Genomic DNA, 24,704 nt, shown 5'->3' with positions numbered 1-24,704 from the left:
GAACCAGGGATCGGAGTGGGGCCCAGATTTTTTTGAGTGGGTTTCTTGCCTACATGTAGGACAAGACCCTACTGTCAACTCGTCGCCGGGAGCGACACCCCTTCAACCCCCACCGACTTTCATTCAGGACCAACGAGCCATGTATTTCCGCCGACGTTTCAGCAGCTTTGAAGAGTTCCAGCGCGAGTCTTTCGACTTCGGAGACCGCGAGCTCGGGAAAGATGAGATCGAGCTCCTCGAGGAACTGCAGGCTGTGGACGATCAGCTCTACTGTGCTCCGAAGGCGCGCCGCAGTCCCTGGGACTGAGCGCCAAGACTTCCTCGCTCGCGCCGACCGCGGGTCCAAGTCGGTCGACGCACGCTGCACGGGCAGGCACCACGCTGGGTGCCTGCCCACTTTTTTGTTTGGGCTCACGAGCCGGGGCTCGGGGGGGCTTCGATCCAGCTCTCGGGCAGGTCCTCGGCGTCGACCGAGGCGCGGTGCATCGGCTGCTCGAGCATGGGCTTTGGGTCGATGGATGGATCGGGCCAGAGGCGGTAGCTAGACACCAAGACGCCGTCCTCGGTCCAGAGGGTGACCGCTTCAGAGATCGTCAATCCACCATCAGCGAGGGTGCTGTCGTCGGTGCTCAGGTGCAGCGCCGAACCGACCGGACCCGTGTAGGTGTCCCCGGTGAGGATGGCGCGGTGGTCTGGCGCGAGGCAGGTCGCGGGCTCACAGCCACCGGATCCCGCGACGTGGAGCAGGGGATCGAGGCCGGGCGAGTCGAAGCTCGGCGCGTCCCCAATTCGCACGAACTGAAGGTCGAGTTCTACATCGGAGTTGTTGACTATCTCAACGAATTCAATCAGCTTTTCTTGGTCACTTGGGCCCGGTGCATCGGCGAGCACCTCGACGATGACGAGGTCTCCCGGGAGGATCGGAGCGACGCTGCCTTCGCCTCGGTCGCCCGGCTCGGGGTCCGCCTCAGGCAGGGCCCCGGGGCTCGGGTCGCACTCGGCCCAGTCCTCGGCGGTGTTGGTGTCGCCGCTTCCATCGAGAGATTCGATATGGTCGATGGGTCGACATAGCGACCGGCCGGATCCAGGTATGGCTACCGCCGAGCCCAACCAATCGACTGAGTTGATGTCGACGGATTCTCCATAGGCGAGGAGGTCGGCCACCTGCGCCGACGAGCCCACGCTGACGCTCCCGTCGGCGTTGCGCAGTCCGCTCGAGCTCCGGAAGTTCACCGTCACGACGCCAGGTGACACCTGTACACCCGTAGGGTCCGGCTCGAGCTCCTTGGCCCAGCGCTGGATGACCAAGAGGGCGCCCGGCTCGAGGCTGAGCTCCGCAAGTGAGAGGTCCACGCCGTCGAGCTCGGGCCAACTCGCGGCGTCGACGAGGATTCCGCCGAGCGGGATCGGCGCGTTGGTCGGGTTGATGAGCTCGACGAACTCCGCGGAGTTCACGCCTCCATCCTTGCCCTCGGGGTCGGCGAGGACCTCGGTGATGCGCAGGTGCGCGAGCGCCGGGTCGGCCGGGGAGGGTGGGTTACCCAAGTCTCCCGCGCTACCCCCGCTCGTTTCGCTCGTGCTCGTCGTGTCGGCCGCGCCTTCCGCGGAGCTCGCGTGGCCCCCGCCATCTTCGAGCCCGGCGTCCTCGGGCGCGGCCCAGGTGTCGACGCCGCTAGTCGCCGAGTCCGGGGGCGACCATGGTTCGAGCTCGGGCGGCTCGAGGCAGGCGGCGAGGGAGAGACAGGCGAGGGCGAGGCTGGGAAGACGGGGAGTCACGACCCCTCGTCGGCCCGCGCGGGAGTGGCTTTCGCTCCCGGGCCTACGGAGAAAGGCAGCCGCCCACGGGTTCAACGCCAGCTGAGTCCGTGGACGACGCTTTCCTGGATCATGGGTCCCGGCGTGGCCGGGGTGGGCGACTGCTACCGAGAAAGGCAGCCGCCCACGGGTTCAACGCCAGCTGAGTCCGTGGACGACGCTTTCCTGGATCATGGGTCCCGGCGTGGCCGGGGTGGGCGACTGCTAGGGCGCCAGGCCGCAAAAGCCCTGGCCGCAGGTCGCCGGGTCCTCGAGGTCCGCCTGGAACCAGGGCTGGCAGCTCGTCCCCGGCTGCGCCTCGCAGCCCTGGTCGCCCAGCTCGAGGTCACACATCGCCGTGCAGCACGAGAAGTGCTCGCAGTCCGCGAGGTACTCGGCGTTGGCACACTCGAGCCCGGCCTTGCAGTCCTGGGAGCTCACGCAGGACTCCCCGGCGGTGTGCAGCGCGGCCTCGGCGTCCGGCAGGTTCAGGCAGTGGAAGCCCGTCCCGGTCCACCGGCAGGCCTCGCCCTCGGCGCAGCTCGGGCTGGCGGGGTCGCACAGCTCGAGGCACAGGGCCTGGACGCCGTCGACCCCGGTGTAGCAGGCCGATCCGCACGAGGTGAGCGCGGACGTGCCGTCGCACAGCGGGTCGTCGGGCGTGCCGGCGCAAAAGGCCGCGCAGGTGCCGATGAGCAAGCCGTCGACCTCCTTGGCGTTCCAGCAAGAGCTCGACGCGTCGCAGTTGTCGGTCGCCTCGGCGGCGCCGTCGTACCGGCAGCTCTCTCCGGGGGCGCGGTCGCCCATGACGGGCACGCACTTCCTCGCGTCGATCTCGTCGCCGTCGCAGCTGGCGTAGGCCACACACTTCTCGCCGTCGGGACAATCCTGCGCCCAGATGTCGCAGTAGCCCGCGCAGCCGAGGAGGTCGTCCTCGGGGACGAAGCCCATCTCTTCAGCTCGACCGTCGTCGTCGTCCGGGTGGTGCCCGTCGTCATCGTCGTCCGGGAAGCCGTCATCGTCGAGGTCGAGCTCGTCGCCGCCCTCGTCCGCCTCGGCGTTGCCCGTGGTGTCAGTCTCGCCTGGGGAGAGCGGACACCCGGCCAAGAACGGGAGCACGCAAAAGAGTGCTCGGGACCACGGAGCAGAAAGAGCCATGGGCCGATTTTGTGTTTGTTTTGTTGGAATCTCAAGGCGCTGAGTGTCAATTCTCAGCGTTCTTGAGCTTCCGATACAGCGTCGTCCGGTCGATGCCGAGGAGCGCAGCCGCGCGGGCCTTGTTGCCCCCGGTCGCCTCGAGGGCAGCCGCGATGGCCTGCTGCTCGAGCTCGGCCAGCGGCAGGACCTTCTGTGGCGAGACCACGGGGCTGGCCCCGGGCTGATCGGGGTGGGGCCCGGCGTGCTGGAGCTCCGGCGGCAGATCGTCGAGCTCGAGCACCGGGCCGTCGCCGAGCACGAGGGCGCGCTCGACCACGTTGCGGAGCTCGCGGACGTTGCCCGGCCAGCGGTAGTTGACGAGCACCGCGAGGGCGTCGTCGGCCACGGTCTCGACGTGCCGGCCCATGTCGTCGCCGAGCACCGAGCAAAAATGACGGACGAGCTCGGGGATGTCGCCCCGACGCTCGCGCAGCGGCGGCAGCTTGGTGTGGATGACGCTCAGGCGGTAGAGCAGGTCCTCGCGGAACTGCCCGTCGGCGACGAGCTTGCGCAGGTCTCGGTGGGTCGCCGCGACCAGGCGGACGTCGACCTTGACCTCTTCGGTACCGCCGACCCGGGTGAAGCTGCGGTTCTCGAGCACCCGGAGCATGCGGGCCTGGGTGGCCGGGGCCATCTCGGCGATCTCGTCGAGGAAGAGTGTGCCCGTGTGGGCGCGCTCGAACACGCCTTGGTGGCGGGCCACGGCGCCGGTGAAGGCACCCTTTTCGTGGCCAAAGAACTCGCTCTCGAGCAGGTTCTCGGGCACGGCGGCGCAGTTGATGGCCACGAAGGGGCGCTCGGCCCGGGGTGAGCGGGCGTGGATCATGCGGGCGGCGAGCTCCTTGCCCGTGCCGCTCTCGCCGTTGACGAGCACCGTCGCGTTGGTCGCCGCGACGCGCTCGAGGAACACGTGCAGCTTCTTCATCTGCGGCGAGCTGCCGACGACCCGGCCGGGCTCGATGGAGCCGCGCTGGGACAGGGCGGCGCGCAGTTGCGAGCGCTCGGTCGCGCTCTCGCCCATGGCGTCGAGGAGCTGCGCGGCGCACACGAGCAGGGTCAGGGCGTTGTCGTCCCAGGTGCGCGGCGCCGCGCCATGGACCGCCGAGGCCACGGCCTCTTTGGTGCTCCACTCGGCGTAGAACACCAGGTTCTTGGCGGGCGCGGCCATGGCCCCCTGGATCCCGCGGATCTGGACGGAGCGGCGGTCGGCGAGGTCGGGCTCGGACAGCACGTCGCGGACCATGACCGCGCGATTTTCCGAGAGCACCCGGCGCAGCAAGGTGCGCGAGATGGCCAGGTCGACGACGGGCCCCGAGGTCGCGGCGCCCAGGATGTCGCTGCCGTCGGGGCTGAGCAGGAGCGCACGGCTGGCGGGGAGGGCTTCGACGGCCCACTGGCTGGCCGTGCGGTAGACCGCCTGCAGCGAGCCGCAGCGAGCCAGGCGATCCCCGAGGGCCGCGAGCGCGGCCAGGCGACTCGAGCGGGCCTCGGGCAGGCTGATCTCGACGGTCCTCGGCCCGCGCCCCGCAGTACCTTGGCCGCCCGGGCCGTCTACAGAGGGCAGGGCAGGGGCCTCGGCGAAGCTCAGGGTCGTATTGCCGACGGTCAGCGCCGCCCCGGCGGCCAGGGTCTCCCCCCCGGTCAGAGTGCGCCGCTGGCCATCGACCAGGGTCCACACCGGGTTGACGCCTGCGATCTCGACCAGCGACACCCCGGGCGCTCCCGCCCCCTGGACGACCTCGAGGGTGAGGTGGTGGCGGGACACGGCCTGGTCCTGGAGCTGGAGGTCCTCCGCGTCGCCCCGACCCACGCGCAAGCGCTCGCCCATGGCCACGCGGAGCTCTCGGCCCGCGTCGGGACCGGCGCGGACGCTCACCAAGATGGCTGCAGGCACGGGCTCGTTTGTACCCGATGGCGGGGGGTCGGCGGTAGGCGATCCGCAGCCCGAGCCCGCGGGCCGAGCGGGCGCTCGGGCGGGCTTCCAGACACGCCGATGGGTCCGCCCGCTTCGGCCTCAGTGGCCACGCAGCGGGCCAATGGACCCCCCAGACGGCCTTTTCTTTGTGTTGACAGGGGGGGCGCCAATGTTAGGGTCGCTCGGCCCAAAGCGGGCGCCTGGGGCTTGTTTGGGGATGTCCCCGCCTGCCCCCGTCCCTGTTCGCACGCCGCCCGCAAGCTGGGGATCCGCATGACCAACCCGCCGCAGATCGAAGAAATCAAGGACCTCCCGGAAGTCATCTCGCTGCTCCCGCTGCGAAACTCGGTCCTCTTCCCCGGCTCGATCATCCCCATCGACGTGGGTCGCCCCAAGTCGGTCAAGCTGATCGAGGAGGCGATCGCGGCCGAGCGCCCCGTGATCGGCATCGTCGCGCAGCGGCAGGCTCGAACCGAGGACCCGAAGCTCGAGGACCTGCACTCCGTCGGCTGCGCCGTCCGCATCCTCAAGGTCATCAAGCTCGCCCGCGACAACTACTCGGTGATCCTCCAGGGGGTCATGCGCATCCGCGTCGAGGAGCTGGTCGCCGACGAGCCCTTCCTCCAGGCCCGGGTCACCGAGCTGCCCGAGACCGAGCCCTCGCGGGTCGAGTCCGAGGCCATGGTCGCCAACATCAAGGAGACGGCCAAGAAGCTGATCTCGCTGGTCCCCGAGCTGCCCCGGGAGGCGGCCGCGCTGCTCGACAGCGTGACCGAGCCCGGCCAGGTCGCCGACCTGGTCGCCTCCAACCTCGACATCGAGCCCAACGAGAAGCAAGAGGTGCTCGAGGCCTTCGACGTCGGCGTCCGCCTGCGCAAGGTCCTGACCCTGCTGACGCGCCAGCTCGAGATCCTCGAGATCCGCGAGCGCATCAACACCCAGGTCCAGGAAGAGATGGGCCACAGCCAGCGCGAGTACGTGCTGCGCCAGCAGCTCAAGGCCATCAAGGGCGAGCTCGGCGAGATCGACGACGAGAACGCCGACGCCGACGAGTTCGAGCAAAAAATCGCCGAGGCGAAGATGCCCGAGGAGGCCGAGAAGGCCGCCTTCAAGCAGCTCAACCGCCTCAAGCAGATGCAGCCCTCGAGCGCCGAGTACACGGTCACGCGGACCTACCTCGAGTGGCTCACGGACCTGCCGTGGTCCAAGTCCACGGAGGACCAGCTCGAGATCGGCATGGTCCGCGACGTGCTCAACGAGGACCACTACGACCTCGAGAAGGTCAAAAAGCGGATCCTCGAGTACATGGCGGTGCTCAAGCTCAACGCGTCCAAGAAGGGACCCATCTTGTGCCTCGCGGGCCCGCCCGGCGTCGGCAAGACCTCCCTGGGCAAGAGCGTGGCCCGGGCCATCGGGCGCTCCTTCGTGCGCATCAGCCTCGGCGGCGTGCGCGACGAGGCCGAGATTCGCGGCCACCGGCGGACCTACGTCGGCTCGCTCCCCGGCCGGATCATCCAGGCCCTCAAGCGCGCCGGGACCAACAACCCGGTCATCGTCCTCGACGAGATCGACAAGCTCGGCCACGACTTCCGCGGCGACCCGGCCTCGGCCCTGCTCGAGGTCCTCGATCCCGAGCAAAACCACACCTTCTCCGACCACTACCTCGAGGTCACCTTCGATCTCTCGCGGGTGATGTTCATCGCCACGGCGAACACCATCGACCCCATCCCGCCGGCCCTGCGCGACCGCCTGGAGATCCTCGAGCTGCCCGGCTACACGCGCCAGGAAAAGGCCGCCATCGCCAAGCGCTTCCTGCTGCCCAAGCAGATCAGCGAGCACGGCCTGACCCGCGACGACCTCGAGGTCGACTTCTCCGAGGGCGCGGTCATGGAGCTCATCGACAGCTACACCCGCGAGGCCGGCGTCCGGAACCTGCAGCGCGAGATTTCCTCGGTCGTCCGCGGCGTGGCCGTGAAGTTCGTCGAGGGCGAGGTCTCGGGTAAGGTCACCATCGAGGCCGAGCAGATCCCCGAGTTCCTCGGGCCGCAAAAGTACATCCCGGAGATGGCCGATCGCACGGCCTCCCCCGGCGTGGCCACGGGCCTGGCGTGGACCCCCACGGGCGGCGAGATCATGTTCATCGAGGCGACCTCGATGCCCGGCAAGGGCGGGCTGATGCTCACTGGCCAGCTCGGCGACGTCATGAAGGAGTCGGCTCAGGCGGCGATGAGCTACCTCAAGAGCCACCTCGAGGACCTGGGCATCGACAAGGACGCCCTCGACGGACGGGACATCCACATCCACGTGCCCGCCGGGGCGATCCCCAAGGACGGCCCGTCCGCGGGCGTGGCCATCTTCTCGGCCCTCGTGTCCCTGCTCACGGGTCGCTGCATCCGCTCAGACGTGGCGATGACCGGCGAGATTACGCTCCGGGGCCTCGTGCTGCCCGTGGGCGGCATCAAGGAGAAGCTCCTGGGCGCCCACCGAGCGGGCATCCGTCGCATCTTCTTGCCCGAGCGCAACGAAAAGGACGTCGTCGACGTCCCTGAGGAAATCCGCAGCGAAATCGAGATCATCTACGCCAAGGCCGTGCACGAGGTGCTCGGGCGGGCGCTCGAGGACGAGGCGGAGGGCTCGAAGGAGCCGAAGTCGGAGTAATCCGACGAGCCCGACCCGGGAGCCCTCGCCCGAGGGGGGAGGTCGCACCGGCCCCTTCGGGGACGAGCGCACCAACGAACAACGGCGCTCAGTAGGCCCTTGAATGGCCCTTTGAGCGGGTTGCATGTGTTCTTGGCTGACCCACGCGCCATCCCAACGCGTGAGTCCGCGCGCATGGAGCCTTTTGAGCCTCGCCGGTTGACAGGGTTTGGCCTCGACTTAGGTTCCCCGCCGTCCAGTTCCGAGGCCGCGCGGCAGACCGCGATGACGCGAGCGCAGCCGGCCTCCCCAGCACCACGCAATCAGCGCAAGAGAATCAAGGAAGGACCGCATCATGGGCAAGATCATCGGCATCGACCTCGGCACGACCAACTCCGTCGTGGCCGTGATGGAGGGCAACGAGCCCAAGGTCATCACCAACGAAGAGGGCGGTCGCACGACGCCTTCGGTCGTCGGCTTCGAAGCCAGCGGCAACGTCCTCGTCGGCCAGCAGGCGCGGCGTCAGGCCATCACTAACCCCGAGAACACCATCTTCTCGGCCAAGCGCTTCATCGGCCGTCGCTTCGCCGAGGTCAAGGGCGAGGTCGACCGCGTCCCCTACAAGATCGTCGAGGCCGGCAACGGCGACGTGCACTTCGACGTCGCGGGCAAGTCCTACCCGCCCCCGGAGATCAGCGCGCGCGTCCTCATGAAGCTCAAGAAGGCCGCCGAGGACTACCTCGGTGAGCCCGTCAACCAGGCCGTCATCACCGTCCCGGCCTACTTCAACGACTCCCAGCGCCAGGCCACCAAGGACGCCGGGCGCATCGCCGGCCTCGAGGTCAAGCGCATCGTCAACGAGCCGACCGCCGCGGCCCTGGCCTACGGCCGATCCAAGGGCAGCGAGGACGAGAAGATCATCGCCGTCTACGACCTCGGCGGCGGCACCTTCGACATCTCGATCCTCGAGGTCGCCGAGAACGTGGTCGAGGTCATCTCGACCAACGGCGACACCCACCTCGGCGGCGACGACTTCGACGACCGGATCATGGACTGGCTCGTCGAGGAGTTCAAAAAGGACACCGGCATCGACGTCAAGAAGGACAAGCTCGTCCGCCAGCGCCTCAAGGACGCCGCGGAGAAGGCCAAGATCGAGCTCAGCCACGCGTCCGAGACCGACATCAACCTGCCCTTCCTGACCGCCGACGCCAGCGGCCCCAAGCACCTGCAGATCAAGCTCTCGCGGGCCCGCTTCGAGTCGATGATCGGCGACCTGGTCAAGCGCTCCATCGAGCCGGTCAAGAAGGCCCTCGCGGACGCCAAGAAGGACAAGGGCGAGATCGACGAGATCCTGCTCGTCGGCGGCTCGACCCGCATCCCGATGGTCCAAAAGGCCGTCGAGGACTTCTTCGGCAAGTCGCCCAACAAGGGCGTCAACCCCGACGAGGTCGTGGGCCTGGGCGCGGCCGTGCAGGCCGGCGTGCTCTCGGGCGACGTCAGCGACATCGTGCTCGTCGACGTCACCCCGCTGTCCCTGGGCATCGAGACCCTCGGCGGCGTGATGACCGTGCTCATCCCCCGCAACACCACCATCCCCACGCGCAAGTCGGAGACCTTCACCACGGCCGCCGACAACCAGCCCAGCGTCGAGGTCCACGTCCTCCAGGGTGAGCGGAAGATGGCCTCGGACAGCCGCACCCTCGGCAAGTTCAGCCTCGTCGGCATCCCGCCGGCGCCCCGCGGCGTGCCCCAGGTCGAGGTCACCTTCGACATTGACGCCAACGGCATCGTGAACGTGTCCGCCAAGGACAAGGCCACCAACAAGGAGCAGAAGATCACCATCACGGCGAGCTCCGGCCTGTCCGAGGACGACATCCAGCGCATGGTGGACGACGCCAAGGCCCACGAGGAGGAGGACAACAAGCGCCGCGAGGCCGTCGAGAACCGCAACAAGCTCGACGCGACCATCCTCCAGATGGAGAAGCTGCTCGAGGAGAACGGCGACAAGCTCCCGGCCGAGGCCAAGTCCGAGGTCGAGGCGGTGCTCGCCGAGGCCAAGGAGGCCCTCGAGTCCGACGACGCCGACAAGGTCAAGGAGGCCCAGGAGAAGCTGACCGCGGCCTCGCACAAGCTGGCCGAGGCCATGTACGGCCAGGGTCAGGGCGCCCCCGGTGGCCCCGAGGGCTTTGACCCGAGCGCCGCGGGCGGTGCCGCTGGCGGTGCCCCAGGTGCGGACGCAGGCGCGGACGCGGACGCGGGCGACGACGGGGACGTCATCGACGCCGAGTTCGAAGAGAAAAACTAGTCCGGCTCGTCTCGGATGACGCAAGGCGAGGGGCCCTGGGCTCCTCGCCTTTTCTTTTGTTCGCGCCGCGTTCTCGGCGCTTGTCTACAGCGCACCCCCCGCTGTAGGGTGGGTTCCTTCCCATCCGAGACGAGCGAGACCTGCAATGCCCGAGACCGTACGCTGTGGACTGATTCAGTGCGCCAACCCGATCAATGATGAGAGCAAGCCCGTCGCCGAGATCGCCGAGGCGATGGTTCAAAAGCACATCCCCATGATTGAGCAGGCGGGCGAGAAGGGCGTCCAGATCCTGTGCCTGCAAGAGGTCTTCAACGGGCCTTACTTCTGCCCCAGCCAGGACGCGCGCTGGTACGACCTGGCCGAGCCCGTGCCCGGCCCCATGGTCGAGCGCATGGCCCCCTACGCCAAGAAATACGAGATGGTCATGATCCTGCCCATCTACGAGAAGGCCATGCGCGGCGTCTACTACAACACCGCCGCGGTCCTCGACGCCGACGGGACCTACCTGGGCAAGTACCGCAAGCAGCACATCCCCCAGGTCGCGGGCTTTTGGGAGAAGTTCTTCTTCAAGCCGGGCAACGGCGGCTACCCGGTGTTCGAGACGCGCTACGCCAAGATCGGCGTGTACATCTGCTACGACCGCCACTTCCCCGAGGGCGCGCGCTGCCTGGGCCTCAACGGCGCCGAGATCGTGTTCAACCCGAGCGCGACGGTGGCCGGCCTGTCCCAGTACCTGTGGAAGCTCGAGCAGCCCGCCCACGCCGTCGCCAACGGCTACTACGTCGGCGCCATCAACCGCGTGGGCACCGAGGCCCCGTGGAACATCGGCAAGTTCTACGGCACCAGCTACTTCGTCAACCCGCGCGGCGAGTTCGTGGCCACGGGCTCCGAGGACGACGACGAGCTGATCGTCGCCGACTTGGATCTGTCGCTGATCGACGAGGTCCGCTCGACCTGGCAGTTCTACCGGGACCGCCGCCCCGACGCCTACGACGAGATCGTGGAGGAGTAGGCCCATGAGCGAGCACGTCTTGATTCGTGGGGGCACGGTCGTCACCGCCGAGCACGAGGTGCGGGCGGACGTCCTGGTGTCCGGAGAGACCATCGCCGCGGTCGGGCCCGATCTCGACGCGCCCGCGGGGGCGCGGATCATCGACGCGGGCGGGGCCTACGTGATGCCCGGCGGCATCGATCCGCACACCCACATGGAGCTGCCCTTCATGGGCACGGTCGCGTCCGAGGACTTCTTCACGGGGACCTCGGCGGCGGCCGCTGGCGGCACGACGATGGCCATCGACTTCGTGATCCCGGCGCCCGAGGAGCCGCTCATGGCGGCCTACCAAAAGTGGCGCGGCTGGGCCGAGAAGGCCGCCTGCGACTACAGCTTCCACGTCGCCGTGACCTGGTGGGACCAGAGCGTGCACGCCGACATGGAGACCCTCGTGCGCGAGCACGGGGTCAACAGCTTCAAGCACTTCATGGCCTACAAGGGCGCGATCATGTGCGACGACGAGGTGCTGGTGAACAGCTTCCGTCGCGCCGGCGAGCTCGGGGCGCTGTGCACCGTGCACGCCGAGAACGGCGAGCTGGTGTGGACGCTGCAGCAGCAGGTGTTCGAGTCGGGCATCACCGGCCCCGAGGGCCACCCGCTCTCGCGCCCGCCGGAGGTCGAGGGCGAGGCCGCCAACCGGGCGATCCGCATCGCCGAGGTCCTGGGCGTGCCGCTCTACCTGGTCCACACCTCGTGCATCGACGCCCTCGAGGCCGTGACCCGGGCCAAGCTCGAGGGCCAGCGGGTCTACGCCGAGGTCCTCGCCCAGCACCTGGTCATCGACGAGTCCGTGTACCGCGACCCCGACTGGGACCGCGCGGCGCACCACGTGATGAGCCCCCCCTTTCGGCCCAAGCACCACCAGGACGCGCTGTGGGCCGCGCTGCAGTCGGGCATGATCCAGACCACGGCGACGGACCACTGCTGCTTTTGCACGCCGCAAAAGCGCGCGGGCGTCGAGGACTTTCGCAAGATCCCCAACGGCACCAACGGCATCGAGGACCGCATGGCGGTCATCTGGCACCACGGCGTGCGCACGGGCAAGCTGACGCCCAGCGAGTTCGTGGCCGTGACCTCGTCGAACACGGCGAAGATCTTCAACATCTTCCCCAAAAAGGGCGCGCTGCAGGCCGGGGCCGACGCGGACATCGTGGTCTGGGATCCGAACAAGCACCGGACCATCTCGGCCAAGACCCACCACCAGAACATCGACTTTTCGATCTACGAGGGCATGGAGGTCGTCGGCAACCCGGCCTACACCCTCTCGCGCGGGCGCGTGGTCTACGACGACGGCCAGCTCAACACCGAGCGGGGGACGGGGCGCTACGTCGACCGGCCGCCGTGGGCGAGCTTTTGGGCCGCCCAGAAGCTGCGCAACGACCTGAGCAAGGTCAGCCCCGTCGAGCGCGTGCTCCCCACTGCCGAGAGCGAAGGCTGAGATGAGCGACACGGGCCCCGGCGGACTGGCCGCCAAGCTCGAGCTCGAGCGCCCCGACGCCGAGCTCGTCAACGACGACATCCGCCCGACCCCGGCCAAGGACCGGCACTGGTCCGTGCTCAGCATGGCCAGCTTGTGGGTCGGCATGGTCGTGTGCGTCCCGACCTACATGCTCGCTGGCGGCCTCATCGACCAGGGCATGAGCTGGTCCCAGGCGGTCATCACCGTCATGCTCGGCAACCTCGTGGTGCTCGCGCCCATGGTCCTCAACGGCCACCCGGGCACGAAGTACGGCGTGCCCTTTCCCGTGCTCGCGCGGGCGAGCTTCGGGATCCACGGCGCCCACGTGCCCAGCTTGATGCGCGCCCTGGTCGCGTGCGGATGGTTCGGCATCCAGACCTGGGTCGGCGGGGCGGCGATCTTCCAGCTCCTCGACGTGATGTTCTCGGCCGACCTGACGGCCTACGCGGACCTGCCCGTGCTCGGCATCAACGGCGTCGAGCTGACCTGCTTCTTGGCGTTTTGGGCGCTGCAGGTGGTCATCATCCACCGCGGCGTGGAGTCGATCCGCGTGCTCGAGAGCGCCGCCGCGCCCTTTTTGATCGTCATGGGCCTGGCGCTGCTGGCCTGGGCCTACGTCAAGGCCGACGGCTTCGGGCCGATGCTGTCGACGCCCAGCAAGTTCGCGCCGGGCGGGGAGAAGGAGGGGCAGTTCTTCTCCGTGTTCTTCCCCAGCCTCACGGCCATGGTCGGCTTTTGGGCGACCTTGTCCCTGAACATCCCGGACTTCACGCGCTACGCCAAGAGCCAGCGCGACCAGGTCCTCGGCCAGGCCATCGGCCTGCCCACGACCATGACCCTGTTTGCCTTCATCGGCGTGGCCGTGACCTCGGCGACCACGGTGATCTACGGCGAGGCGGTGTGGGACCCCACGGTGCTGCTCGGCAAGATGGGCGGCGGCGTGTCCGTGGTGCTCTCGCTGCTCGCGCTGACCGTGGCCACGCTCTCGACCAACATCGCCGCCAACGTGGTCTCGCCGGCCAACGCGATGATCAACGTCAACCCGCAAAAGATCAGCTTCCGGCTCGGGGGCTACGTGACCGCGGGCCTGGGCATCGCCATCTTCCCCTGGAAGCTGCTCGAGAACACCGACGGCTACATCTTCACCTGGCTCGTGGGCTACTCGGCCCTGCTCGGGCCCATCGGCGGGATTCTGATCGCCGACTACTTCGTGCTCCGGCGCACGCGCCTGGACCTCGAGGGCCTGTATCAAAAGCGCGGGCCCTACTTCTACTCCGGGGGCTTCAACCCCGCCGCGCTGATCGCCTTTGGCCTCGCGGTCATCCCCAACGTCCCGGGCTTCGCCCACGCCGCCGGCATCGTCGACAGCGTCGCGCCGATCTGGGACACCCTCTACGCCTACGCCTGGTTCGTCGGCTTCTTGCTCGGGGGCGGCCTCTACTGGCTGCTGATGACGGCCATGGGCCTCGCCCCCAAGCGCTGACGACCTCTCCAACCCCTTCACACACGAGCACCACCATGAGCGAGAACCTCGGAACCTTCCGCGCCGATAGCTACGCCTTCCTCGAAGTCCCCGCCGCCAAGAACTTCATCGGCGGGGAGTGGGTCGACGGACCCAGCGAGACCCTCGAGGTCATCAACCCCCGCCACGGCAAGGTCATGAGCCGGACCCCGATGTCCGGCGCGGCCGAGGTCGACGCGGCCGTTCAGGCCGCCGCGGCCGCCTACGCCGACTGGCGCGCGACCCCCATGCGCGAGCGCGCCCAGGTCTTTTACCGCCTCCGCGATCGCATGGTCGCCGAGCGCGAGGCCCTGGCCTGGCTCATCTCCCACGAAAACGGCAAGGTCTACAGCCAGGCCCTCGCCGAGGTCGACAAGGCCGTCGAGTGCGTCGAGTTTGGCTGCTCGTTGCCCAACCTCGCCGCGGGCACCCAGCTCGACGTGTCGCGGGGCGTGAACTGCCAGATCAGCTACGAGCCCCGGGGCGTGGTCGCGGGCGTGACCCCCTTCAACTTCCCCCTGATGGTCCCGCTGTGGATGCTGCCCCAGGCCATCGTGGGCGGGAACTGCTTCGTGCTCAAGCCCTCGGAGCAGGTCCCGCTCTCGGTCGTGCGCCTGGCCGAGCTGTTCGCCGAGGCCGGCCTGCCCGCGGGCGTGTTCAACGTGGTCCACGGCGGCAAGGCGGCCGTCGAGGCCCTGTGCGATCACCCGGACATCAAGGCCTTCGCCTTCGTCGGGTCCACGCCGGTCGCCAAGCTGACCTACGGCCGGGCGGCGACGGCGGGCAAGCCCGCTTTGTGCCTGGGCGGGGCCAAAAACCACCTCATCGTCGTCCCCGACGCCGACCTCGAGCTGACCGCCGAGAACGTGGTCGCCTCGTTCACGGGCTGCTCGGGCCAGCGCTGCATGGCCGCCGCGAACCTCGTCGCCGTCGGCGAGGTCGACCACATCGTCGCCGCCATCGCCGAGCGGGCCGCCAAGCTCGTCCCCGGCACGGACCACGGGGCGATCACCAGCGCCAGCTCCGTCGAGCGCATCCGCGGCTACATCGACCGGGCCGAGGCGGCGGGGGCCAAGGTGATCGTCGACGGGCGGGCCAAAAAGGGCGACGAGGCCGAGGGCTACTGGATGGGCGCGACGGTCATCGACGGGGTCGCGGCGGACAGCCCCGCGGCCAAGGAGGAGATCTTCGGTCCCGTGCTCAGCATCGTCCGCGTGCCGACCCTCGAGGCCGCCCTCGAGCTCGAAAAATCCAGCGCCTACGGCAACGCGAGCTCGATCTACACGACCTCGGGCCACGTCGCTCGCGAGGTCATGGGCCGGGTCGAGGCCGGCATGTGCGGCGTCAACATCGGCGTCCCCGTGCCCCGCGAGCCCTTCGGCTTCGGCGGCTGGAACGACTCGAAGTTCGGTCACGGCAACATCACGGGCTGGGACGGCTTTCGGTTCTGGACGCGGCCGCGCAAGGTCACCAGCAAGTGGGCCTTGCAAAAGGATTGGAACTGGATGAGCTGACTGTTTTGCCCCCACAGCCGCTGAGGACCGGGGCCGCTTCGTCGCTTCCGCTCCTTCGCTGAGGCTGGTCCTCAATGACCTTCGCGCCTTGGAGAGGGCATGCGGTCGCCCCCTGAAGGGGGCGTCGAGTGGGCGCAGCGGACAGTGACCTTCGCGCCTTCGAGAGGGCATGCGGTCGCGCCCTGAAGGGGGCGTCGAGTGGGCACAGTGGACAGTTTTGGACTGGGGGAGAGGCCCTCGTCGATCACGGCGAGGGCCTTCGCCTTTGGGTAGACTGGACGCCGCCATGACGACCGAGCCGATGACCTCCGACGAGATGATCCAGACCTGCCTCGAGCACACGATGTTCTCGTGGACGGCGACGGGGAAGGTCTCGCCTCTGCCCATCGCCCGCGCCGAGGGCGTGTACATGTACACGCCAGAGGGCAAGCGCATCCTCGACTTCAACAGCCAGCTGATGTGCGTGAACGTCGGCCACGGGCACCCCAAGGTCATCGCGGCGATGAAGCAGGCCGCGGAGGGGCTGACCTACGTGTTCCCCGGGGCGGCCACGGAGCCCCGGGCGCGCCTGGCCAAGCGCCTGGCCGAGCTGTGCCCCGGCGACATCGACACCTTCTTCTTCACCCTCAGCGGGGCCGAGTCCAACGAGAACGCGATCAAGGCCGCGCGCTTGTTCACGGGTCGCTTCAAGATCCTGTCGAGCTACCGCAGCTACCACGGGGCGACCAACGCCTGCATGCAGCTGACCGGCGACCCGCGGCGCATCCACAACGAGCCGGGCTCGCCGGGCTTCGTCCACGTCATGCCGCCGTGGCCCTACGACTACAGCTTCGGCGACGACGAGGAGCAGATCACCGCCCAGCACCTGCGCTACCTCGAGGAGACCATCATGTACGAGGGCCCGGAGACCATCGCGGCGATGTTCGTCGAGACGGTCACGGGCACCAACGGCATCCTCCCGCCGCCCAAGGGCTGGCTGCAGGGCCTGCGCGCGCTCTTGGATCGCTACGGCATCTTGATGGTCTGCGACGAGGTCATGTGCGGCTGGGGCCGGACGGGCAAGCTGTTCGCCGTCGAGCACTACGACGTCGTGCCCGACATCCTGACCATGGCCAAGGGCCTGACCAGCTCCTACGTCCCCCTGGGGGCCATGGGCGTGCGCCGCAAGATCGCCGAGCACTTCCGCGAGCACGTGTTTTGGGGCGGGCTGACCTACAACGCCCACGCCTACGCCTGCGCCGTGGCGCTCGCGGCCATCGACGTGCTGGTGGGGGAGGGGATGGTCGAGAACGCCGCCAAGCAGGGCGCGGTGATGCGCGAGGAGATGGACCGGCTCATCGCCAAGCACCCCTCGGCGCGGGAGGGGCGGTGCATCGGGCTATTCGGCATGATGGACGTGCAAAAGAACGCCGCCGGCGAGTCCATCGCCCCCTACAACGGCACCCACCCGGCCATGGGCCGCCTGGCGCAATTCTTCCGCGACGAGGGCCTGTTCACCTTCGTGCGCTGGGGCAGCTTCATGTGCAATCCGCCGCTGTGCATCACCGAGGAGCAGCTGCGCGAGGGATTCGCTATCATCGATCGCGGCCTCGACATCACCGACGAGGTCTACGAAGGATGAGGGGACTGGGATGACGACGCGCGCGTATTGGAATGGTTTGTGTCTGCTGGGGGCGGTCGCGCTCGCGGCCGCCGGGTGTACCGACGACGGCGGCGAGGGGGGCGTCGACGAGGTCGGCGAGGCCGACGGCACCACGGAAGACTCGGACTCGGACAGCTCGAGCTCCACGGACGCCGAGGCCGGCTCGGAGTCCATGGACACCACGGGCGAGACGGAGACCGAGACGGAGACGGAGACGGAGACGGAGACCGAGACCGAGACGGAGTCCGAGAGCGAGTCTGAGACGGACACGGAGACCGGGACCGAGACGGACACCGAGACGGGGACGGAGACCGAGTCCGAGTCCGAGAGCGAGACCGACACGGAGAGCGAGACGGACACCGGCGGCATGGGCGACGCCATCGAGGTCGTGATCACCTCCGACAACGCCTACGGCTTCGGCTACGGCACGGAGCTGGGCCTGGCCAACTACTTCGGCGGCATCGAGAACACGACCGCAGGCCAGATCTTCAACTGCAACGGCGGCCCCGAGCTCTACGACATCCCGGCCGAGGCGGCCGACAACGCCACCTACCTCTACATCATCACCTGGGCCGACTCTTCGGTGACCCAGGGCGTCATCGCCCGCTTCCGCAAGGTCGGCGGGCTGATGGGCTTTGGCGAGGACGTGCTCACCGGCGACGAGGGCTGGGAGGTGTGCGCCACGGGCATGAACTACAGCCCGGGCAGCGGCGGCCCCGAGCAAGCGGTCATCGACGATCGCATCCAGGCCTGCAACCTCGGCAACCTCGATCCGAACACCACCAGCGGCGGCTGGGTCGACGAGGTCGGCACGGCCCTCGGCGCGGTCGCGGTCGGCGAGGACAACACCACGCCCTACAACGGCGGCCCGCAAGCGGGGAACGAGTTCCCCCTGGTGTGCCCCAACGTGATGCCCGAGGAGGCGCGCTGGATGTGGTTCAACTGGGACCCGCAGAACGTGGTCTGGCCCCAGACCAGCCCCTTCCTGTGGCCCGGCGGGGGCTCGAACCCCGATCACCAGTTCCTGATCTTCCGCCTCGCGGCCGACCTCATCCCGCCGCCGCAGTGAGCTTTGCCATGACGAAGTCCTTCGTGAACATCGAGCGCCCCTGGTCGAAGGGGCTGACGCTGGCTGCCTCGATCGCCCTGGCCCTGCTCGGGGGCTGCAGCGACGACGCGTCGCCCTCGGCCGACGACGAGGTCGGCGAGACCGACACCGAGACCACCGAGACCTCCGAGACAGAGACTGAGACCGGCGAGAGCTCTGACAGCACGGAGTCCACGGACAGCACGGAGTCCACGGACAGCACGGAGTCCACGGACGCAGAGGAGAGCAGCGAGGAGTCGACGGACACCGGGGAGGACGAGGGCCTCAGCTGCGCCTACGTCAGCGAGTGCGTCGAGGACTGCGCCGGGGACCAGGCGTGCGCGGACGCCTGCGCCATGGAGGGCAGCGCCCTCGCCCTCGAGGAGTACGCGGCCCTGGAGGACTGCGCCATCGAATGCCTCGGCGACGAGGCGTGCATCCTGACGACCTGCGTCGACCTGATCGTCGACTGCTACACCGGCGAGCTGACCTGCTCGGAGTCCATCGACTGCGCGGGCATGTGCGCCGGCGATGCCCAGTGCGCGGAGGAGTGCTTCGCCACGGCGACGGCCCTGGGCCAGATCCAGGCGGACAACCTCGAGCAGTGCTTCTCGGACTCGGACTGCCCGCCCAACGACCTGCCGTGCATCGAGCAAGAGTGCGGCGGGCCGCTCGGAGACTGCACCAGCGGCACGGCCGACGAGGCCCACTGCGTGTTCATCACCGACTGCTTCGGCCTGTGCGAGGGCGAGCCCCTGTGCCAGAGCTACTGCCTGGCGGCCGGGAGCGAGCTGGGGTCCAGCGAGGCCGAGGCGCTCATCGAGTGCGCCATCGACCAGGGCTGCCAGGACGAGGCCTGCCTGATGATGGCGTGCGGGGAGAGCTTCGACGCGTGCGTCAGCGGCGAGGCGAGCTGCACCGAGACCTTCGCGTGCACCGAGGCCTGCGAGGACTCGAACCAGTGCGAAGAGAGCTGCTTTTACGACGCCAGCTTCGCGGCCCAGAGCCAGTACCAGGACGTCATCGACTGCGCCGTCGCCAACGCCTGCGCCGACGAGGCCTGCGTCCAGGCCAACTGCGGCGGCGAGCTGGCGGCTTGCGGGTTCTAGGCGGCGCAAAAAGTAAGCAGCTTTCACACCGTGGGGGAGCGCCTTTGGACCTTGTCCATCGCCGCTTCCTCCCTAGTGTATGGACCATGCAGCACGTCAAGTCCCTCCTCGCCTTCGCCCTGCTCGGTACGACCTTCGTCACCGGTTGCGGAGGCACCCCCACCGAGGACGATTGCAACGAGTACGCCGATCACATGGTCGGCTTGACCCTCGAGGAGGCCAAGAAGCAGCTCACGCCCACCGGCGACGCGAGCATCGACTCGGCGGCCGAGGCCGCGATGAAGACCGAGGCGGACAAGGCCCACCCCGAGTTCAAGAAGCTGTGCACCGACGAGGGCACCAAGGCCGAGGTCGAGTGCGCCCTCAAGTCCAAGTCCATCGAGCAGATGGAGAAGGACTGCAGCTGAGGCTGCGCCGATCGTTCGAGTCGACTCGGATCGGTTCCATGGGGGGCAGGGCGCAGGTCCTGCCCCTCCGTCTTGGTTGCGGCGCGGGCTCCAGGGTCAAAAGTTGGCGAGCGCGCGGCGCCTGGGCCATCCTTCGGTGGTGAGCCGGGCGCGCACGGGCAGGGGAGGGCGGTCCCTCCATGGATTGGGGGGGGTGGGCTCGGCCCTGGTGTTCGCCGCGCTGCTGCTCGGGGCTTGCGCGACCCCGGGGCGGTGGACGGACTACACCTCCGTGTCCGTCGGCAAGTCCAACGAGGGCCGCATCCATCGCCCGGTCAAGATGCGCCCGCGCGGCCGCGGCTTCCTCGTGCCCTCGACCTGGCGCGAGCGCGGGAACCAGTGGGGCACGACCGAGCTCGTGGGCATGGTCGAGCGCGCGGCGGGCAAGGTCCGCGACCAAAAGCGGGCGACCCTCGGCGTCGCCGACCTCTCGCCCAAGCGCGGGGGCAAGAGCATCTGGCACGCGAGCCACCAGAGCGGACGCGACGTGGACCTCATCTTCTATACCGTCGACGAGCGCGGGAAGACCCAGCCGCCGCCGGAGGTCGAGATGGTCCACTTCGATGGTTCGGGCGAGCCCTTCATTCCCCGGCACATGCGGACCACCGGCTACGAAGAGCCGACTTGGGAGACCCGGCGCTTCGACGACGCCCGCAACTGGCTGTTGATCGAGGCGCTGCTCTCGGACCGCGCCGTGCGTGTCCAGTGGATCTTCGTCAGCAACGCCCTCGAGGCTCGGATGCTGCGCTGGGCCGAGCGCCACGATCGCCCGCGCTGGCTCATCGAGTATGGCCGCGAGATCATGCGCCAGCCCGGGGCCTCGGCGCCCCACGACGATCACTTCCACGTGCGCGTCTACTGCTCCCGGGCCGACCGGGCCCTCGGCTGCGAGGACACCGGGCCGATCTGGCAGCACGAAAAGAAGACCTACAAGTACGCGGGCCCCGAGCGCTACGACCCCAACCTGACCCGCGCGCTCCTGGCCCGACCGATGTTCTTCTTTCATGGCTGAGAGGGCGCGGAGGGGGCGCGGAGATGGCGCGAAGGTGACGGGCCGCTGCAAGGCTCGCCGGCCCGGGCCGAAGAGGGGACGTGGCTCCCCTCGCGTCTCGTCCGCCTGCCCGTCCCCAGTGCGCACCTGCTCAGCCCCTCCAACCCGAAATGGGCCGGCGAGGGGGCGCCGGTCGACGGGCATCTGGGCGCCAGCGCGCAGCCATTGACAGCTCAGAGCTTCGAACGCGACCCTTCCGAGCGTTGAGGCGACTAGGCGAATACGAGCTGCTCCGCAAGATCGGGTCGGGGGGCATGGCCGAGGTCTGGATGGGCCGCCGCGCGGCGATCGGCGGGGCCAGCAAGGCCGTGGCGATCAAGCTCCTCGCCCGGGACATGCTCGACGATCCGGCCTACCGTGACATGTTCATGGCCGAGGCCCGGCTGTCGATGCTGCTCACCCACTCCAACGTCGTGCAGGTGTTCGACGTTGGGGAGAAGAAGGGCGAGATCTACATGGTCATGGAGTGGATCGACGGGATGAACCTCGCCGACCTGCGCCGCAAGATGACCCCCGAGGGCGAGCGCCTCGACGTGGCCATGGCCGCGTACATCACCGGTGAGGTGCTCCGCGGCCTGGCCTACGCCCACGGCCTGCACCACGACGGCGCCGCGGCGACCATCGTCCACCGCGACGTCTCGCCTCAAAACGTGCTCTTGTCGGTGTCGGGCGAGGTCAAGCTCGCCGACTTTGGCGTGGCCCGCCTGGCCCGGGAGGAGACCTCGGGGATGCACGTGAAGGGCAAGCTGCGCTACATGGCGCCAGAGCAGCTGCGCGGGCGCTCGCGCGAGCCCACCGTCGACCTCTACGCCGTGGGCGCGATCCTCCACGAGATGCTGGTCGGCCACAAATTCCGCCAGACCAGCGATCAGGCCGACATCTACTCGCTGGTGCTGTCCGGGGAGTACGAGCCCTTGCCCGACGACACGCCCGCGGCTTTGCGGGCGACCTGCGAGGGCTTGCTCGAGCCCGATCCCAAGCGGCGCCTGGCCTCGGCCGAGGCCGCCCTCGAGCAGCTGCTGGCGTGGCCGGGCTACCGCAACCGGTCCATCGAGCTGGCCCGGGCCATCCGCCGCTGGGTCGGCGTTCGGGCGCCGCGCTCGGGCATCGTCAACACCGACGTGGCCAAGAAGGCGGTGGATACGGCGGCCCGGACCACGGCCCGGGATCGCGATCAGGGCAAGGAGCTCGAGGAGCAGTCGACCCGGGAGCACGGCGAGGGCACCCACGCCGAGCCCACGCAGGAGCTCGCCAAGGAGGCGAGCTCTGGAGCGGAGGCCGCGGAGGTCGAGGTCACCGACAAGCTGCCTCCCGAGGACACGAGCACCGACCCCGACGAGCCCACGGAGGTGGACCACCCCGCGGAGTCGCCGGACACCCGGACCTGGGTCGGCAGCGCGTCCGGGTCGGGGCCCGAGACCGTCGCCGCGATCCCGCGGGCAGCTTCGGCTTCATCAGGAGGGGCGGCAGGGCAGGGGGGGCAGGGCAAGCTCGTCGCGGTGATGGGAGCCGCCGTGGTCCTCGCGCTGGCCTTTGGTGTCGTGGGCCTCGGCTTTGGTCTGGGCTGGTGGGGCGCGCCTGCACCCGAAGAACCCGTTGCAGCCAGCGCAGATGTCGCGGGGGAGGACTCGAGCGAGGCGCTCGCGGTCGCGGGATCCACGAACTCGCAAGATGCGATCGCGGACGAGACCGAGGAGGAAGGTCCCTCCGAGACGGGCAGCTCGACCGAGACCGAGACCGAGACGAGCTCGGATACGGGGAGCGAGTCAGGCACGGAGGATGGCTCCGAGGCGGACTCCGAGTCCGAGTCGGACACGGGCAGCCCGGAGGCACCCAAGGACACCCGGCCGCGTACCATCGTCGTTCGCGCGGGGAAGCACGGCTGGGGCGTGTTTCGGGCGCCGAGGAAGGGCAGCCAGACCATCGAGCCGAACGGCGAGGTCAAGCTTCCCCCGGGCGAGTACACCTTCCGCTTCGATCCCAAGAAGAGCGGGAAGTGGCTCAAGTGCAGCAAGGAAGTCGGGACGGCCAAGCGCTATGAGCTTCGCTGGCTCGACAAGGGCTGCTCGTTGAAGCGGATGTAGTCCACTCGAAAGAGTGTCCTTTTGGCCAAAAGCCTGCGTCTGAGAGCGCAGGCTTTTTAGGTTGGCTTAGGTCTGTAATCTAGACCTCATGTTCTCGGGCGAATGATGGCAGTCCGCGCGCTCTTCGTGGATGCTGAACGAAATATCATTTGTACTTTTAGACAATCCACAGTGATCGATTAAAGCGATCGAGAGAGTCGACTTCTCGATCGCTTTAATCGATCGATATGGGGAGTCAAATGCAGCCTGAGCCAGACTTACATGAGGTTTGTTCAGGTGTTGATGAATCCCGTTGAACCCCAGATTCGGGCTCCTAGACCAGTGTGAGCCTGTACAGGGGTGGCTCTCAGTGCGCTGTGACATTTGAATCGGCGCAAAAAATTTGAATCCACAGAGAAAAACTGCTTCCGTGTCTCCACTGAATAGAGTACATTCGGTCGCGGCCAAACAAGACGATCACATATCAAGATCAGTCCTAGGACCTGCGTTCGAAGCTCTACGCTCTCGCTCCCTCTCCTCGCGCATCTCTTCTCCTGCGCCTCCTCCCGCTCCCTCGTCCGCACGATCACGGCCCCGCCCAATGGCAACCGCTCTTTCGGAAGCGCAGCTGCGCGAGATTGAAGCCGCGAACGCGGACGGGCTCACCTCGCGTGACCTCGTCCGGGTGTTCAGCGAGCACGACGTGCGCTTTAGCGAGGCGAACCTGCGCCGCTACGTGCAGCTCGGGCTGGTCCCGCGCTCCCGTCGGATCGGGCAAAAGGGCAAGAACCAGGGCTCCCGCGGCGTCTACCCGATCCGCGCGGTCCGCCGCATCAACTTGATCAAGAAGTTGATGGCCGAGCGCTACACGCTCGAAGAGATTCAAGACAAGTTCCTCGCCTTCAAGGACGACATCGAGACCCTCGACGAGGCGAGCAGCACCTTGCTCGTGCGCTTCGAGGACAAGATCGCCGCCCAGGCTGCTGGCCACCGCCGCGACCGCCTATTCGACGAGCTGCGCGCGGTCCGACGCGCCGCCGCCGAGCTGCTCGAGGCGGTTCATCGCCTCGAAAAGCTGTTGATCCCCGCCGCTGGCGCCCGCCGTCCCCGAGGGGGCGGCGTCGCAGACCCCACGGAGCTGCTCTGAGCCCCATCGACTGACGCCATTCGCCCTCTGGAAGCAGCCTGCGCCCGGCCTCGCCGACGCAGCGCCCAGGACAGCTGCGGCCTTCGACCTCCCCCCATCACTCCCTCTTCCGACCACTCGACCGACACCGACTCCCACGAGAACTCGCCATGCTCGACGCCACCAACACCACCACGACCTCCTCCTCCCAAGCCCCGGCCGCGCCGGAGATCGTGGCCATCAGCGGCCACGTCCCGCCCATCAAGCGCCGCCGCAAGGCCAAGACCATCGCCATGAAGCGGCTGACCAAGGAGGAGCTGCGCATCGGCGCGCTGCTCTACCCCGAGAAGACCTACTGGCGCCCGGAGTCCCGGGGCGAGTGCGCCAACGTGGCCCGGCCCTGCCCCTACGTCAGCTGCAAGTACCACCTCTACATCGACGTGAACCCGCGCACGGGCAGCATCAAGATCAACTTCCCGGACCGCGAGGTGTGGGAGCTGAACAACTCTTGCGCCCTCGATGTCGCCGAGCAGGGCGGCATCACCCTCGAGGAGGTCGGCGAGATCCTCAACCTGACCCGCGAGCGCATCCGCCAGGTCGAGGTCCGCGGCCTGATGAAGCTCAAGGAGGCCGGCGGTGACGACCTCATGAGCTATTTGATGAAGCAGTGAGCCCATCGCGCGAGGGCGCCGCCGTGTGCGTGGCGCCGTGATGGGGATCTCGTCTCCATCCGTGACGCGGCGAGCCCTGCCAAATTCCAAGACAACCGAGCAATCCGCGAGATTCGCACCTGGGAGGCGAGTCTCG

General features: G+C 68.3%; 18 protein-coding genes. 15 read left to right on the top strand and 3 right to left on the bottom strand.

Features of this window, described 5'->3' with window-relative positions; all coding sequences use genetic code 11:
• The first annotated feature begins 139 nt into the window (after window positions 1-139).
• Entirely contained in the window at window positions 140-307 is a 168-nt protein-coding gene (locus PPSIR1_RS47425; protein ID WP_006970070.1) for a hypothetical protein, read from the top strand.
• Between the two features lie 104 nt (window positions 308-411).
• Here the strand turns inward: PPSIR1_RS47425 and PPSIR1_RS05825 are convergent, their stop codons facing one another.
• The 3 genes from PPSIR1_RS05825 to PPSIR1_RS41900 all read right to left on the bottom strand — a co-directional run bounded on the left by PPSIR1_RS05825 (window position 412) and on the right by PPSIR1_RS41900 (window position 4,885).
• A complete protein-coding gene (locus PPSIR1_RS05825) occupies window positions 412-1,776 on the bottom strand; it encodes a lamin tail domain-containing protein (protein ID WP_006970069.1) in 1,365 nt (454 codons plus the stop codon).
• 243 nt (window positions 1,777-2,019) lie between these two features.
• Window positions 2,020-2,913, bottom strand: a complete 894-nt coding sequence (locus PPSIR1_RS05820; protein WP_006970068.1) for a hypothetical protein — start codon at window positions 2,911-2,913, stop codon at window positions 2,020-2,022.
• An 85-nt stretch (window positions 2,914-2,998) separates the two neighbouring features.
• Complete coding sequence (locus PPSIR1_RS41900; RefSeq protein WP_006970067.1) at window positions 2,999-4,885, bottom strand: sigma 54-dependent Fis family transcriptional regulator; 1,887 nt, start codon at window positions 4,883-4,885, stop codon at window positions 2,999-3,001.
• Between the two features lie 294 nt (window positions 4,886-5,179).
• Between PPSIR1_RS41900 and lon the strand changes: the two genes are divergently transcribed.
• The 14 genes from lon (at window position 5,180) to PPSIR1_RS05745 (ending at window position 24,568) form a co-directional block, all read left to right on the top strand.
• Entirely contained in the window at window positions 5,180-7,564 is a 2,385-nt protein-coding gene (lon, locus tag PPSIR1_RS05810) for an endopeptidase La (RefSeq protein WP_006970066.1), read from the top strand.
• A gap of 334 nt (window positions 7,565-7,898) precedes the next feature.
• Window positions 7,899-9,848, top strand: coding sequence for a molecular chaperone DnaK (gene dnaK, locus PPSIR1_RS05805; RefSeq protein ID WP_006970065.1), 1,950 nt, complete (start codon window positions 7,899-7,901; stop codon window positions 9,846-9,848).
• Window positions 9,849-9,993: 145 nt separating this feature from the next.
• On the top strand, window positions 9,994-10,860 hold the full coding sequence (locus PPSIR1_RS05800) for a nitrilase-related carbon-nitrogen hydrolase (protein ID WP_006970064.1): 867 nt from the start codon (window positions 9,994-9,996) through the stop codon (window positions 10,858-10,860).
• Between the two features lie 4 nt (window positions 10,861-10,864).
• Window positions 10,865-12,337 carry a dihydropyrimidinase gene (hydA, locus tag PPSIR1_RS05795; RefSeq protein WP_006970063.1) on the top strand — a complete coding sequence of 491 codons (1,473 nt, stop codon included), beginning with the start codon at window positions 10,865-10,867 and terminating at the stop codon, window positions 12,335-12,337.
• 1 nt (window position 12,338) lies between these two features.
• On the top strand, window positions 12,339-13,841 hold the full coding sequence (locus PPSIR1_RS05790) for an NCS1 family nucleobase:cation symporter-1 (RefSeq protein ID WP_006970062.1): 1,503 nt from the start codon (window positions 12,339-12,341) through the stop codon (window positions 13,839-13,841).
• A gap of 35 nt (window positions 13,842-13,876) precedes the next feature.
• On the top strand, window positions 13,877-15,373 hold the full coding sequence (locus PPSIR1_RS05785; RefSeq protein WP_006970061.1) for a CoA-acylating methylmalonate-semialdehyde dehydrogenase: 1,497 nt from the start codon (window positions 13,877-13,879) through the stop codon (window positions 15,371-15,373).
• Window positions 15,374-15,659: 286 nt separating this feature from the next.
• A complete protein-coding gene (locus PPSIR1_RS05780; protein WP_006970060.1) occupies window positions 15,660-16,994 on the top strand; it encodes an aminotransferase class III-fold pyridoxal phosphate-dependent enzyme in 1,335 nt (444 codons plus the stop codon).
• A gap of 10 nt (window positions 16,995-17,004) precedes the next feature.
• A complete protein-coding gene (locus PPSIR1_RS49150; RefSeq protein WP_198154466.1) occupies window positions 17,005-18,084 on the top strand; it encodes a hypothetical protein in 1,080 nt (359 codons plus the stop codon).
• Between the two features lie 8 nt (window positions 18,085-18,092).
• Entirely contained in the window at window positions 18,093-19,211 is a 1,119-nt protein-coding gene (locus PPSIR1_RS05770; RefSeq protein WP_157595235.1) for a hypothetical protein, read from the top strand.
• Between the two features lie 86 nt (window positions 19,212-19,297).
• Entirely contained in the window at window positions 19,298-19,618 is a 321-nt protein-coding gene (locus tag PPSIR1_RS05765; protein WP_006970057.1) for a hypothetical protein, read from the top strand.
• A 193-nt stretch (window positions 19,619-19,811) separates the two neighbouring features.
• Complete coding sequence (locus tag PPSIR1_RS05760) at window positions 19,812-20,669, top strand: penicillin-insensitive murein endopeptidase (protein ID WP_006970056.1); 858 nt, start codon at window positions 19,812-19,814, stop codon at window positions 20,667-20,669.
• 149 nt (window positions 20,670-20,818) lie between these two features.
• Window positions 20,819-22,792, top strand: coding sequence for a serine/threonine protein kinase (locus PPSIR1_RS41895; RefSeq protein ID WP_086001042.1), 1,974 nt, complete (start codon window positions 20,819-20,821; stop codon window positions 22,790-22,792).
• Between the two features lie 580 nt (window positions 22,793-23,372).
• A complete protein-coding gene (locus tag PPSIR1_RS05750; RefSeq protein ID WP_157595234.1) occupies window positions 23,373-23,918 on the top strand; it encodes a MerR family transcriptional regulator in 546 nt (181 codons plus the stop codon).
• 149 nt (window positions 23,919-24,067) lie between these two features.
• Complete coding sequence (locus PPSIR1_RS05745) at window positions 24,068-24,568, top strand: sigma factor-like helix-turn-helix DNA-binding protein (RefSeq protein WP_006970053.1); 501 nt, start codon at window positions 24,068-24,070, stop codon at window positions 24,566-24,568.
• Window positions 24,569-24,704: the final 136 nt, after the last annotated feature.

Source organism: Plesiocystis pacifica SIR-1 (assembly GCF_000170895.1).
Classification (GTDB): Bacteria; Myxococcota_A; Polyangia; order Nannocystales; family Nannocystaceae; genus Plesiocystis; species Plesiocystis pacifica.
This window is presented reverse-complemented; position numbering and strand designations above follow the sequence as displayed.